Annotated in this window: 13 protein-coding genes; all 13 read left to right on the top strand. The window is 72.1% G+C overall.

From position 1 onward, the window contains the following. Positions 1-136 precede the first annotated feature (136 nt). The 13 genes from MRB58_RS04995 (at position 137) to MRB58_RS04935 (ending at position 12,720) form a co-directional block, all read left to right on the top strand. On the top strand, positions 137-601 hold the full coding sequence (locus MRB58_RS04995) for an Lrp/AsnC ligand binding domain-containing protein (protein ID WP_244780635.1): 465 nt from the start codon (positions 137-139) through the stop codon (positions 599-601). 113 nt (positions 602-714) lie between these two features. Then, positions 715-1,704 (top strand): AAA family ATPase, encoded by a 990-nt coding sequence (locus tag MRB58_RS04990; RefSeq protein ID WP_371747233.1) that lies wholly within the window; start codon positions 715-717, stop codon positions 1,702-1,704. Between the two features lie 58 nt (positions 1,705-1,762). After that, a complete protein-coding gene (locus MRB58_RS04985; RefSeq protein WP_244780634.1) occupies positions 1,763-2,800 on the top strand; it encodes a DUF58 domain-containing protein in 1,038 nt (345 codons plus the stop codon). Continuing rightward, positions 2,800-3,198 carry a hypothetical protein gene (locus MRB58_RS04980; protein ID WP_244780633.1) on the top strand — a complete coding sequence of 133 codons (399 nt, stop codon included), beginning with the start codon at positions 2,800-2,802 and terminating at the stop codon, positions 3,196-3,198. The genes MRB58_RS04985 and MRB58_RS04980 overlap by 1 nt, the downstream gene beginning before the upstream one ends. After that, the gene (locus MRB58_RS04975) at positions 3,195-4,142 is read left to right on the top strand and encodes a VWA domain-containing protein (protein WP_244780632.1); all 948 of its coding nucleotides are present in this window, start codon (positions 3,195-3,197) and stop codon (positions 4,140-4,142) included. The genes MRB58_RS04980 and MRB58_RS04975 overlap by 4 nt, the downstream gene beginning before the upstream one ends. A gap of 49 nt (positions 4,143-4,191) precedes the next feature. Next, positions 4,192-5,112, top strand: coding sequence for a VWA domain-containing protein (locus MRB58_RS04970; protein ID WP_244780631.1), 921 nt, complete (start codon positions 4,192-4,194; stop codon positions 5,110-5,112). Next, positions 5,109-5,756: a hypothetical protein gene (locus MRB58_RS04965; protein WP_244780630.1), complete on the top strand. Its 648-nt coding sequence runs from the start codon at positions 5,109-5,111 to the stop codon at positions 5,754-5,756. Before MRB58_RS04970 ends, MRB58_RS04965 begins: the two co-directional genes overlap by 4 nt. After that, positions 5,750-6,970, top strand: coding sequence for a hypothetical protein (locus tag MRB58_RS04960; RefSeq protein WP_244780629.1), 1,221 nt, complete (start codon positions 5,750-5,752; stop codon positions 6,968-6,970). The genes MRB58_RS04965 and MRB58_RS04960 overlap by 7 nt, the downstream gene beginning before the upstream one ends. Positions 6,971-7,230: 260 nt before the next feature. After that, positions 7,231-8,421, top strand: coding sequence for a PotD/PotF family extracellular solute-binding protein (locus MRB58_RS04955; RefSeq protein ID WP_244780628.1), 1,191 nt, complete (start codon positions 7,231-7,233; stop codon positions 8,419-8,421). A gap of 13 nt (positions 8,422-8,434) precedes the next feature. Continuing rightward, the gene (locus tag MRB58_RS04950) at positions 8,435-9,379 is read left to right on the top strand and encodes an ABC transporter permease (RefSeq protein WP_244780627.1); all 945 of its coding nucleotides are present in this window, start codon (positions 8,435-8,437) and stop codon (positions 9,377-9,379) included. Positions 9,380-9,383: 4 nt separating this feature from the next. Then, on the top strand, positions 9,384-10,274 hold the full coding sequence (locus tag MRB58_RS04945) for an ABC transporter permease (RefSeq protein ID WP_244780626.1): 891 nt from the start codon (positions 9,384-9,386) through the stop codon (positions 10,272-10,274). A gap of 31 nt (positions 10,275-10,305) precedes the next feature. Then, a complete protein-coding gene (locus MRB58_RS04940; protein ID WP_244780625.1) occupies positions 10,306-11,379 on the top strand; it encodes an ABC transporter ATP-binding protein in 1,074 nt (357 codons plus the stop codon). Between the two features lie 6 nt (positions 11,380-11,385). After that, a complete protein-coding gene (locus MRB58_RS04935) occupies positions 11,386-12,720 on the top strand; it encodes an amidase (protein ID WP_244780624.1) in 1,335 nt (444 codons plus the stop codon). Positions 12,721-12,794 lie beyond the last annotated feature (74 nt).

Genomic DNA, 12,794 nt, shown 5'->3' with positions numbered 1-12,794 from the left:
GGGGAGGCGCCGAAGATGACAGAGCTTGCGTGAAAGGTGCTCTCGAAATCACTGTCCATATGTCTTTCCTTGCGACAATATGGACGAAATTTGCGATGTTCTTCCGGCGATCTCACATAATTCGGGAGAAGCTTCCTTGATCGATGGATTGGACAGGATCGACCGCAACATCCTCAAGCACCTGCAGGCGAACGGGCGGCTTACCAACGCCGAACTCGCCGAGCGCGTGCACGTCAGCGCCGCGACCTGCCACCGCCGCACTCAACGCCTGTTCGCGGACGGGTTCATCGCGGCCGTGCGCGCCCACGTCGCGCCGGTGAAGGTGAACCGGGCGACCCTCGTCATGGTCGGCGTCGTGCTCGACAGGTCGACGCCGCAGAGCTTCGCCGACTTCGAGGCGGCCATCCGCGACCTCGACCTCGTCATCGACTGCCACCTCGTCGCCGGAGATTTCGACTATTTTCTCAAGATCCGCGTGCGCGACATCACCGACTTCAACAAGTTGCACGCCGAGACGCTGATCGCGCTCCCCGGCGTGCGCCAGACGCGGACATTCTTCGTCATGAAGGAAGTGCGGGACGCGATGCCGCTCGAGTTCTGACCCGGCGCGACGGCGACCACCGGCACTAAGGTCGGTGCTTCGGCACCTTTTCCTTCGTGCCGTCTGGCGGGACACTCGGGTGCGGCCGGATGCCGCCGGCAAGCGAGTGCGACATGACCGATACCTCCCTCGACGACACCTCCCGGATCGCCACCGCGCACCGGCCCGCCGCCGCTCTGGTAGAGGCGATGACGGCCGGTCTCGTCGGCCACCGCGCGTTGGTCGAGCGGCTGGTGATCGCGCTCCTGGTCGGCGGCCACATCCTGATCGAGGGGCCGCCGGGGGTCGCCAAGACCCGCGCCGTCAAGCGCCTCGCGGACGGGGTGGAGGGCACGTTCGCCCGCATCCAGGCGACGCCGGACCTGATGCCGGGCGACGTGGTCGGCATTCAGGTCTTCCGGCCCGAGCGGGGCGTGACCGAATTCGTGCCTGGCCCGGTCTTCCATCATCTCGTGCTGGTGGACGAGATCAACCGCGCGCCGCCCAAGGTCCAGTCGGCTCTCCTGGAGGCGATGGCCGAGGGGCAGGTGACCGTCGGCGGCACGACGCGGCTGCTGGACGACCCCTTCATGGTGGTCGCCACGCAGAACTCGATCGAGCACGAGGGCACATTCCCGCTGCCCGAGGCGCAGCTCGACCGCTTCCTGTGCCACGTGATGGTCGACCTGCCGGACGCGGCGACCGAGCTCGCCATCCTCGACCTCGTCGAAGGGGAAGGGCTCGGCCGGCCGGCGCCGATGAAGGAGCACGTGACGCACGCCGCGCTGGAGGCGATGCGCGCGGCCGTCGCCGAGGTCCATCTTTCGCCGGCGGTGAAGGATTACATCGTGCGCCTCGTGGTGGCGACGCGGCCGGGCGGCGTGGCGGCGATCGCCGAACGTGTCGGCCATGCGGTGTCGCCGCGCGGGTCGCTGTCGCTGGCCGCCGCGGCGCGGGCGCGCGCCTTCCTGGGCGGGCGGGATTATGTGGTGCCGGAGGACGTCGCCGCGCTGGCGGGGGACATCCTCGCCCACCGTCTGGTGCCGACCTGGCGCGCGACGGCGGACGGCGAGACGGCGCGCGGGCTGATCGCCGCCGCGGTCGAAGCGGTGAGGCCGCTGTGAGGTCGAGCCGCGCTGCGCGATGGCCCCGCCGTTCGCCGTCGGGGTGCGGGCCGGGGGCATGAGCCACGCCGCGTCGCCCGGCTCCCCCGCGACCGAGGTCCGCTTCGACGATCTCGTCGCGCTGCGCCACGGCTCCCTTCCGCGTCAGCGCATGGCGATCCCCAGCGTGCTGCGGCCCGGCGGGTTCGCCGGCCGCCGCCGCGGCCACGGGCTCGACATCCACGACGTGCGCCACTTCGTCGACGGCGATGATCTGCGCCATGCCGACCCGGCCGCCACCGCGCGCACCGGCCGCCTGCACGTGCGCACCTTCCACGAAGAGCGCGACCGTGCCGCCCTCCTGGTGGCCGACTTCCGCCGGCCGATGCTGTGGGCGACGCGGGGCCGGCTGCGTTCGGTGGCAGGTGCGGCGGCCCTCGCGGTGCTGGGGTGGCGGATCATCGACGCGGGCGGCAAGGTCGGCCTGCTGGCGGTGCGTGAGGGGGGGCTCGACCATATCGCCGTGCGCCCGCGCGAACGTACGATGATGCAGGTCGCCGGCGCGCTGGAGGCCGGCCACGCCCGCGCCCTCGCCGAGGCTCAGGCCGCCGCCGAGGGCGGGCCCCGGATCGCGACCGCCGCCCCCGCTCGGGGTGGGCTCGGCCCCTTGCTGGCCGCGTTCGGCGCGCGCCCGCGTCCGTCCGACTCGTCCCCTGCGCCCGCCGCGCCGCTCGGTGAGGCTCGCACGCAGCGCCATGCGCCGCCGGAGCCGCTGCACGCGGTGCTCGAGCGGGCCGCCCGGCTGGTGCCGCGGGGCGGTGCGATCGTCTGCGCCACGGGGCTCGATACGCCGGGGGAGGGGTTCGAGGCGGTGGTCGGCTCGATCGCCCGGCGCCGCCGCCTGGTGCTGCTTCTGGTGCGTGACGCGCTGGAGACCGCCCCGCCCGCCCGCCGGCTCACCTACTATGGCGACGACGGGCTGGTGCTCGACGGTCGCATCCCCGCCGCCGACGACGCCCGCGTCGCCGTGCTGCGTGCCCTGGGGGCGACGGTCGTCCCTATCGGCACCCACGCCGATGGCGGGGCCGACGACCTCGCCGCGCTGGAAATCGCCTGATGGACGCCGATGCGCTGGTCGCGCAGCTCCGGCCGATCCGCCTTCCGGCGGACTATGCCACCCTCGGCCTCGCCGATGCATTGGCCGCGTTCGCGCTGGGCGTCGCCGCCGCGATCCTCGTCGTCGCCCTCGTCCGGCCCCTGCTCGCCCGCAGGGAGGATCCCGCCGCCGATGCAGAGCGGCAGATCGAGGCGCTGCGGGCGGCGCCGGCCGAAGCGCGCATCCTCGGCCTCGCCCACCTGCTCGCCCGGCTCGACCCCGAGCGCCGCGCGCCCCGGCCGGACGATCTCGACACCGCGCTCTACGCCCGGCGCGCGCCCGCCGACCCGGCCGCGCTCGCCGCCGCGGTCGAGGCCGCGATCCTGCGCGCGGCGCGTCGGCGGACGGCGGCGCCATGAGCTTCGCCGCCCCGGAGGCCTTCGCGCTCCTCCTGCTGCCGGTGCTCGCCTACCTGCTGCGTCCGCCGCGGGCGGAGACCGCGGCCGCGGCCTACCTGCCGCCGGCGCTCGCCGGGCGTATGGGGGGCGAGGTGCACGGGCCGCCGCGCGTGGGCCTGTGGGCTCCGGCGCTGGTGTGGGCCCTGCTGGTCCTGGCGCTCGCCGGTCCGCAGCGCCCCGCCAACGTCGACCTGATCACCGCCTCCGGCCGCGACGTCGTCCTCGCGATCGACCTGTCGGGCTCCATGGAGAAGGAGGACTTCCTGCTCGACGGCACCCGCGTTTCGCGCCTCGAAGCGGTGAAGGCGGTGGCGGCGCGTTTCGTCGAAGGACGGGCCGGGGACCGCGTCGGCCTCGTCGTGTTCGGCGACCGGGCCTACGTCGCCGCGCCCCTCACGCACGACGTCACCAGCGTCGCCCACGTCATCGAGACGCTGACGGTCGGCGTCTCGGGCCGCTCCACCGCGATCAGCGACGGGCTCGGCCTGGCGATGAAGCGCCTCGAGGGCGAACCCGCCGGGAGCCGCGTCGTGATCCTCCTGTCGGACGGGGTCGACACCACGGGCACCGTGGACCCCGCGGAAGCGGGGCGTCTCGCCGCGCGGCTCGGCATCCGCGTCCATACGGTGGCGCTGGGGCCGGACAGTGCCATCGGCAAGGTCGGCCGCGCCGACGCGCTCGACGTCGCGACCCTCGAAGCGGTCGCGGCGGCGAGCGGGGGGCGGATGTTCCGCGTGCGCACGACCGACGAACTCGCCGCCGTCGCCGCCGCGGTGGACACGCTGGAGCCGTCGCAGAGCGACGTGCCGCCGATCCGCACCATGGAGGCCTACTGGCCCTGGCCGGCAGGGGCGGCGCTGGTGCTGGCACTTGTCATCGTGGCGACCGGGCGGCGGCTGCTGTGAGGCGGGCGACCCCCACCACCACCCCGAACCCCGATCCGGACGGGCGGCGATGATCGAGATCGCCGGCCTCACCCTCATGCGGCCATGGTGGCTCGCCGCGCTGCCGGTGATCGCGGCCGTGGCGGCGCTGGCGGCACGGCGGGAGCGGCGCGCGGAGTGGGCGAGCCTCATCGACCCGCGCCTCGCCGCCCATCTGGCGGCGGTGGGGTTCGTGCGGGCGGCCGGGCGCGACCGGCGCATCCTTTCACTGGCGCTCGCCGCCGCCATCGCCGCGCTGGCGCTCAGCGGGCCCGCCACCAAGAGCGAGACCGCGCCGGCGCTGCGCAGCCTCGACACGATGGTCGTCGCGGTCGACATGTCCCGCTCGATGACCGAGGGCGGGGCGCTCGACCGGGCGCGGGCGGTGACGGCGCGGCTCCTCGCCTCGGCCGCCCGGCCGGCGGCGCTGGTGTTGTTCGCGGGCGATGCCTATCTCGCCAGCGCCCCGGCCGACGATCCGGAGCTGCTGGAGACACTCGTCGCCGCGCTCGGACCCGACACGATGCCCGACGCCGGCAGCCGCCCCGACCGCGCGCTCGCCCTCGCCGCCGAGATCCTGCCGACCGAGGGCGCGCAGCGGCGCGACGTGGTGCTGATCTCCGACGGCGGCGGCATCGGCCCGCAGGCTCTGGCCGCGGTGGAGACGCTCGCCGCGTCCGGGGTCGTGGTGTCGGCGATCTTCGTGGCGCCGGAGGAAACCGCCTACGCCATGCCCCGGCCGCAGCCGGAGGCGCTGGCCCGGCTCGCCGCCGCCGGAGGCGGGACCGCGACCGACCTCGCCGGCGCCCAGCGCCTCGCCGACGATCTCGCCGCCGCCGTCACGACGACCGTCCCGCGCGACATCGCCGCCCTGATGTACGACGATCACGGCCGCGCGTTGCTGCTCCTTTCGCTCTTCCCGGCGCTGCTCGTCTTCCGGAGGGCACGATGATCGGCTGGCTGCGGGCCCGTCCGCTCGCCGCGATGGCGGCGCTCGCCGTGGTGGCTGCGCTGGCGGCGGGGCCGGCGGCCTTCGCCCGGCTCGCCTACCTCGCCGGCTATCCGGGTCTCGCCTTGCCCTGGCTCGGCGATCCGGCCGTGCGGGGCGCCGCCCTCTACGACCTCGGCCGTTACGCCGAGGCGGACGAGACCTTCCGCGGCATCGGTCGGCGGGTGACCTACAATCGCGGCAACAGCCTCGCGGCCACGGGCGACTATGCCCTCTCCGCCGCCTATTTCGACGCCGTCCTCTTCGCCAACCGGTTCGACGCCGACGCGCGGCACAACCGCGAGATCGTCGCGGCGCTGGTGCCGCCGACGATGGGCGAGGCGACCGGCCGCGGCCGCATCCGCACGCATCTCGAAGAGCAGGGCGTCGCCGCGGCGGCGTTCGATCCGGACAATCCGCACGTGCCGGTCGTCGCCAACACCGATATCCGCAAGGCGGTCGACGCCCGCACGCTGACGGCGACCGAGGATTGGCTCGACACGCTGGAGGACGCGCCCGGCGAGTATCTGCGCAAGCGCCTCGTCGCCGAATATGATCGGCGCCGCGCGGCGGGTCTTCCGGCGCCGGCGGAGGCCACGCCATGGTAGTGCGGCGGCTCCTCGCGGCGGTCCTGGTCGCCGTGCTGGCGGCGCTGGCGGCGCTGGCCGGCCCGGCGGTGGCGCGCCCGCTGACCCCCCGCGAGGCCTCGCTCGAGATCGTGCTCGATCCGCTCACCGCGCCACCGCGCGAGCGGGAGATGATCCTCGCCACCCTGCGCGGCACCTTCGAGGACGACGTCGCCATCGCCCGCTACGAGATCGAGATCCCTCGCATGCCGGGGTTCGACTGGATGCAGCTCACGCGCGACGCCTGGCGCGCCGAACGGGTCGACGGCCGGCAGGTGCGCATCATGGAGCGGCGCCTCGCCTTCTTCCCGCGCCGGGCCGGCAGCCTCACCATCCAGCCCGTGCGCGACGTCCTCACCATCGCCGACCCGGAGGGCGGGCGCAGCGTCACAGAGATCCGCTCCGAGGCCCTGACAGTCGAGGTCGAGGGGGCGCTCGCGTCCGACGGAGCCTGGTGGCTGCCGGCGAAGATGATCGAGCTGTCGGACCGGTGGGACAAGGGGCCGGGCCAGCTCGAGCCGGGCGCGACGGTGACGCGGCGGGTGACGCTGTGGGTGCTGGGGGCGACGGCGGAGATGCTCCCGCCGCAGCCGCCGATGCGCGAGCCGTGGCTCATCACCTTCGTCGGCGCCGAGGAACGCACGACGGAGCTGACCTGGGGCGGGCCGATCAGCACCGTGACCTGGGAGTGGACCTTCCAGCCCAAGACGGGCGAGCCGGGCGTGCTGCCGCAGGTGGAGATCCCGTTCTTCGACACGTTGGACCGCGAGGTGCACGCCGTGACGCTCCCCGCCACGCCGATCGCGGTGCTGGGCTTCGGCGAGAACCGCGTGGAGGCGTGGCGCGACGGCTTCGGCCGCGGCTGGGCGGTGGTCGTGGCGGGGGTGCTAGGCGTGGCGCTGGTCCTCGGCGCCGCACTCTCCGGCGTGCGGCTGGCGACGACGGACGAACTGCGCCGCCGCGTGGCGCGCGTGGTGCCGACGCGCCGGGAGCGGGCGTTGATGCGCGCGGCGCGGGCCGGCGACCTCGCCGCCTTCCGGAGCAACGCCGCAACGCTCCTGCGTGCCCGCCCGCCGGCGGAGACCTTCGCGCTGGAACGGGTCGATCGGGCGCTTTTCGCCCGCGCCGCGCCCGCGCCGGACCGCGCCGAACTCGTCGCGCTTGCCCGCGCCCTGCGCCGGAGCCGCGCCGGCTGAGCGCCGATCCGACACGGCGGCCCGACCCACCGCACCGCCGCCATCTCCGGCCGCGCCGCGACTGCCGATCGTCACGGCGCGGCATGGCGGATATGCCGCCGCGCGCCGATCAGGGGAGGGGAGGCGTCGGTATTGTCGGGGGGCAGATGCCGCGGCATCATTTGGCATGCCAATTGCTGAAACCGGGCCCTGCGGCCTCGGGCTCGGCAAACGGTGGCCGAATGAATTCATAGCGCCGCAGATGTGAGGGAAAGAGAGACATGGATCAGATGGACTTCACGCGCAGATTTCTCTTGAAATCCGTCGGCGCGGCCGGCCTCGTCGGTGCCACGAGCTCTCTGGGGCTATCGCGCGCATTCGCCGCCGACCCGCTCAGGATCTGGACCATCGGCGTGGCCAAGGTCGGCGCCGAGCCCGGCACCGGCGGCAAGGACTGGGGCGACATGGGCGCCCAGGCCGGGATCGACATCGTCTACAACGCCAAGTCCGGCAGCGCCGACCAGGCGATCCAGAAGTTCGTCGTCGGTGACGGCAACGACCTCTACGACGCCATCACCGACAACGGCGGCGGCATGGAGGATGCGCTCGCCTCGCAAAGTGCCATCACCGCGCTCGACACCGCGCAAATCCCCAACTTCGCCAACATCATCGACGCCTACAAGGACGGCGGCGACGCCGCGTCCACCATCCGCTACGACGACACGATCTACGCCATCCCCTACATCTCCAACGCCGATTCCCTCGCCTTCGACTTCGAGGAGGTGGGTGAGGAGCTGACGAGCTGGGAGGCGTGCTTCGCGCCGGAGTTCAAAGGCCGCGTGGCGCTTCAGAACGACTTCGGCCCCACCTTCACCAACACCGCGATCTACCTGAAGCAGTCCGGCCAGCTCGACATCGCCGACCCCTCCGACATGACCGCCGACGAGGTCGCGGGCGTCGCCGAGTTCCTCATCACCAAGAAGCAGGAGGGCCAGTTCCGCACCTTCTGGGACGGCTTCCAGAACGGTGTCGACCTTCTGTCGTCGGGCGAGGTGCTGTTGCAGTCCTGCTGGGAACCGGTGCAGATCGTCGCCGCCAAGAAGGCCGGCAAGGACATCCGCTACGGCACCATGAAGGAGGGGCACCAGACCTGGAACAACATCTGGATGCTCACCAACGGCGGTGACGAGCGCGGCCAGGCCGAGGCGTTCTACAAGCTGATGAACCTCTACCTCGACCCGTGGTTCGGCGCGCGCATCATCGCCACCTACGGCTACCAGCCGCAGATGACCGGCGTGATGGACTATATCGACTCCTCGCCCGACTTCTCCGAGGAGATGAAAGCCGTCATCGCCGAGCGCCGCGAGCGGCAGCAGGCGCGTTACGCCGTCCCCGGCAACTCGTGGCAGAACGTGTTCCCGACCGAGATCCGCGCCTATCAGGACTGGTGGTCCAAGGTGCAGTCGGCGTGAACGGGGCGTCGCGTTGACCGCATCGCCGCAGCCGGCGCCCTCGCCTCCCGACGCCGCGACGACGCGGCGCCGGGGACGGTCGATCGCGGCCGACCTCGGCATGGCCGGCGAGAGCCGCGCCGGCAAGCTGATCTACTATGTCCCGGCCGCGTTCATGACGGTGTTCTTCCTGATCCCGTCGCTGATGACGGTGATCTGGAGCTTCTACGAGCGGACGATGTTCTGGATGAAGCCGGGGTTCACCCTCTTCTCCTACATCAACTTCTTCTCGTCCGCCCGGTTCGAGAACTTCCTCATGTCGATGGTGCACTCGTCGATCTCGGTGGTGATCTGCTTCTGCATCGGCTTTCCCATCGCCGTGTTCGTGCGCAAGCACGTCCCGCCGGCGGCCGGGCACCGGGTGCTCCTGCTGTTCATCCTGCCGTTCATGATCTCCGAGGTGATCCGCATCTTCATGCTGCGCCCGGTGCTGGGTCGCAACGGCCTCGTCAACACGGTGCTGATGGACGCCGGCCTCGTCACCGAGCCGATCACCTGGTTCCTGTTCACCCCCGTCGGCGTCATCATCGGCGACATCTTGAGCTTCCTGCCGTTCATCATCTTCGCCGGCTTCCTGGCGATGGAGGCGGTGCCGAAGTACGTCTTCGAGGTGTGCCAGGACCTGGGCGCCTCGCGTTGGCGCCAATTCCGCGACGTGATCGTGCCGCTGGCGGCGCCGGGCATCTTCGCCGGGGCGGTGTTCATCTTCATCAACGGCATCGGCAACGCGTTCGTGCCCAACATCCTGGGCGGACCAGGGGCGGTGAACGCGGGGCTGATCGCCACGCAGGCGATCATCGCGCTCGACTTCCCGTTGGCGATGGCCATCAGCGCCATCATGGTGGTCACGCTGATGGGTCTCCTCTACCTCGGTCACAGGGTGTTCAACCTGAGCCGTCTCCTCGCACCGCTGAGCTGATGCCGTGAGCGACGACTACGCCAACCCCTGGTCCTACCGGCTGATGTGGGCCTACCTCTTCGGTGTCGTGCTCATCCTGATGACGCCGACCTTCTACAACTACTACATCTCGCTGAACGAATACGGCTTCGGCGCGGCGAACTACGAGTTCACGACCGGCTGGTACGCCGCCGTCTTCTCCGATTCGCTGCTGGTCAACGCCTTCGGGTGGACGCTGATGCTGGGGCTCGTCAACCTCGTCGTCACCGTGCCGCTCGGCCTGCTGGCGGCCAAGCAGTTCAAGCGCCGTCCCAGCCAGGCGTGGCTCGTGGCGCTGATGCTGCTGCCGCTCTTCGTGCCGGGGGACATCTTCGCCTCGGCGCTGCTGGTCTTCTTCAAGACCCTCAACGGCGGCTTCCAGGAGCTGGCCGCGCTGACGGGCCTGACCTTCATGAAGGGTTGGTTCAAGCTCGGTGTCACCACCGCGGTGATCGGCCTCGTGGTCTACACCGTGCCGTACATCTTCATCGTCATCCTCATCACGCTCGGCCGCTTCCATCCGGAGCAGACCGAGGCGGCGCGGGCGTGCGGCGCCGCCGCCTGGCGCGCCTTCTGGGACGTGGAGTTCCCGCAGGTGAAGGCCGGCGTCTTCGCCTCCTGCGCCTTCGTGATGATCCTGACCTTCAACGAGTACACGCGCACCGCGATCCTGAAGGGCGGGTTCGACACGTTCACCACCGTGCTGGTGTCGCAGATGCTCAACACCGGCATGTCCGAGCAGAGCTATGCGATGGGCGGCATCGTTTCGTCGATCGCGATCGCCGTCATCGGGACGGTGCTGGTCGTGACCATGCTGCGCGCCGGGCAGACGGAGCGGCGGCGGCGCGGCGAAGAGGCGCTCGCGCTGCCCGCTTGAGCGGCCGCGACACCCCATGAGAAGGACCAACATGGACGAGTATGCGGTCGAGGCCGTGGGCCTTTCCAAGAGCTACGGCAACGTGCGGGCGCTGAAGACCGTCGACGTGCGGATCGCGAAAGGCGAGTATTTCGTCCTGCTGGGGCCTTCGGGCGGCGGCAAGACGACGCTGCTGCGCCTCATCGGCGGGTTCCTGAAGCCGACGTCGGGGGATCTGAAGATCAACGGCCGGTCGGTCGTCCATCTGCCGCCCAACAAGCGGCCGACGTCGATGGTGTTCCAGTCCTACGCGCTGTTCCCGCACATGACGGTGGCGCAGAACATCGGCTACGGGCTGAAGATCAAGGGCGTCGCCAAGGACGTCATCGCCACCAAGGTCGACGAGATGCTGGAGGTCGTCGGCCTCGCCGGCTACGGCGACCGGCGCACGTTCGAGCTGTCCGGCGGGCAGCAACAGCGTGTCCAGCTCGCCCGCGCGCTGGTGCTGGAGAGTGACATCATCCTGCTCGACGAGCCGCTCGCCGCGCTCGACGCCAAGCTGCGCAAGGACATGTGCTTCTGGCTCAAGCAGTTGCAGGAACGGCTCGGCATCACCTTCATCCACGTCACCCACAACCAGGAGGAGGCGATGAGCGTGGGCGACCGGCTCGCCATCGTCTCCGGCGGCGAGCTCGTCGAGGCGGGCACGGTGCGCGAGCTCTACGAGGCCCCGCGCCGGCGCTTCACGGCCGACTTCATCGGCGAGAACAACATCCTCGACGGCCGGGTGACCGCCGTCGCCGACGGCGTCGCGCAACTCGACGTCGGTGTCGCGACGGTGGCGGTGCCGACGCGTGAGCCCGTGGCGGCCGGCGCCGAGGCTTCGCTCTCGGTCCGCTCGGAGACGATGCGGGTGGCCGCGGCGCCCGGTCCGGGCCCGAGCCTGCCGGTCACCTGTGTCGAGACCTTCTACCTCGGGTTCGTGACGCGCCATCAGGTGCGCCTCGCCGACGGGCGCGAGATCAACGTGCGCCACGTCTCCGACCAGGACGGGGCGACCTTCGCGCCCGGCACGGCGGCGTTCGTGACCTGGGACGTTGCCGACGGCCGCCTGCACACGAGCTGAGCCACCATGATCGACATCGCCACTCTGCGCCGTTCGCTGGAGGCGGGCACGGCGACCGCGCTGACGCTGGCCGAGGAGGCCTTCGCCCGGATCGCCGCCGGTGAGGGGGCCATCAACGCCTTCGTCTCGCTCACCGAGGCGGAGGCGATGGCGGCGGCGCGAGAGTCTGCCGCGCGCTGGGCGGCGGGGGCGCCGCGCGGCCCGCTCGACGGCATTCCGGTGGCCGTCAAGGACAACCTGGCGATGGCCGGCACGCTGACGACCGGTGGCCACCGGGCCCCGCCGGATGCCGACATTGCCGACGCCTTCGCCGTCGCGCGGTTGAAGCGGGCGGGGGCGGTGATCGTCGGCAAGGCGAATATGGACGAGGGCGCGCTGGGCGCCACGACCGCGAACCCGCATCACGGCGCCACCATCAACCCCCATGCCGAAGGACACACCGCGGGGGGCTCCAGCGGCGGGTCGGCGGCGGCGGTCGCGGCCGGGTACGTGCCGCTGGCCCTGGGATCGGACACGCTGGGCTCGGTGCGCATCCCCGCGTCCTACTGCGGCGTATGGGGGCTGAAGCCGACGCGCGGGGCGATCGGGCGCACCGGCATCGCCGAGCTGGCGCCCAGCCTCGACACCATCGGCGTCCTCGCCGCCACCGCGGCCGACCTGATGGCCGGCTACGACGCCCTCTGCTTCTACGACCACGCCGACGTCGACAGCGTCCCGCTCGCCGAGCGGGTCGCGGCGGCCGGGCCACGGTGCGAGCCGCCGGTGGTGGGTATCCTCGATCTCCCCGGCGTCGACCTCGACGGGGCGGTCGGCGAGGCGTTGCGGCGCGCGGCGGAGGCGCTGGCGGTGCTGGGGGCGGAGGCGCGCGAGGTGGAACTCGCCGGCTGGGACCCCGCGCGGACCCGCAAGGATGCCTTCCTGGTGATCGAGGCGGAGGCGGCGCTGCTGCTGGGGCCGGAGATCGCCGCCGAGCCGGACCGGTTCGGCACCGACTTCCGGGCGATGCTCGCATTCGGGGCGGGGCTCGGCGGGCCGCGCGTCGTCGGCGCCGCGGCGACGCTCCACCGGGTCGGCGTCGCCGCTCGGCGCCTGCTGCGGGAGGTCGACGTCCTCCTCTTGCCGACGACGCCGCAGCGGGCCTTCCCGCATACCACCAAACCCCCGGCCAACCAGGGGGAGCTGACCGCGATCGCCAACGCGGCGGGCCTCCCCGCGGTGCAGATCCCGGTTCCGATCGAGGGGGAACTGCCGGCCGGGATCCAGCTCGTCGGCCCGGCGTGGAGCGAGGCGTGGCTGGTCCCGCTGGCCACCCGGCTGGGCGCGGCGCTGCCGTCGCGCTGACACCCGCGCCGGCGGGAGCGCGAGGGGCGAGCCCGCTCGCCCCCGACCGTCGTCGCCCGGCCGGTTGCCGGGCG

It is taken from the genome of Acuticoccus sp. I52.16.1 (assembly GCF_022865125.1).
Lineage (GTDB): Bacteria > Pseudomonadota > Alphaproteobacteria > Rhizobiales > Amorphaceae > Acuticoccus.
Note: the sequence above shows the minus strand (reverse complement) of the source record. Positions and strands in the feature narration are given on the sequence as shown.

What these genes read in the sequence shown, in the direction of transcription:
- MRB58_RS04990 (WP_371747233.1), top strand. Translation starts at nt 715, where the DNA reads ATGACCGATACCTCCCTCGACGACACCTCCCGGATCGCCACCGCGCAC.
- MRB58_RS04985 (WP_244780634.1), top strand. Translation starts at nt 1,763, where the DNA reads ATGAGCCACGCCGCGTCGCCCGGCTCCCCCGCGACCGAGGTCCGCTTC.
- MRB58_RS04980 (WP_244780633.1), top strand. Translation starts at nt 2,800, where the DNA reads ATGGACGCCGATGCGCTGGTCGCGCAGCTCCGGCCGATCCGCCTTCCG.
- MRB58_RS04975 (WP_244780632.1), top strand. Translation starts at nt 3,195, where the DNA reads ATGAGCTTCGCCGCCCCGGAGGCCTTCGCGCTCCTCCTGCTGCCGGTG.
- MRB58_RS04970 (WP_244780631.1), top strand. Translation starts at nt 4,192, where the DNA reads ATGATCGAGATCGCCGGCCTCACCCTCATGCGGCCATGGTGGCTCGCC.
- MRB58_RS04965 (WP_244780630.1), top strand. Translation starts at nt 5,109, where the DNA reads ATGATCGGCTGGCTGCGGGCCCGTCCGCTCGCCGCGATGGCGGCGCTC.
- MRB58_RS04960 (WP_244780629.1), top strand. Translation starts at nt 5,750, where the DNA reads ATGGTAGTGCGGCGGCTCCTCGCGGCGGTCCTGGTCGCCGTGCTGGCG.
- MRB58_RS04955 (WP_244780628.1), top strand. Translation starts at nt 7,231, where the DNA reads ATGGATCAGATGGACTTCACGCGCAGATTTCTCTTGAAATCCGTCGGC.
- MRB58_RS04940 (WP_244780625.1), top strand. Translation starts at nt 10,306, where the DNA reads ATGGACGAGTATGCGGTCGAGGCCGTGGGCCTTTCCAAGAGCTACGGC.
- MRB58_RS04935 (WP_244780624.1), top strand. Translation starts at nt 11,386, where the DNA reads ATGATCGACATCGCCACTCTGCGCCGTTCGCTGGAGGCGGGCACGGCG.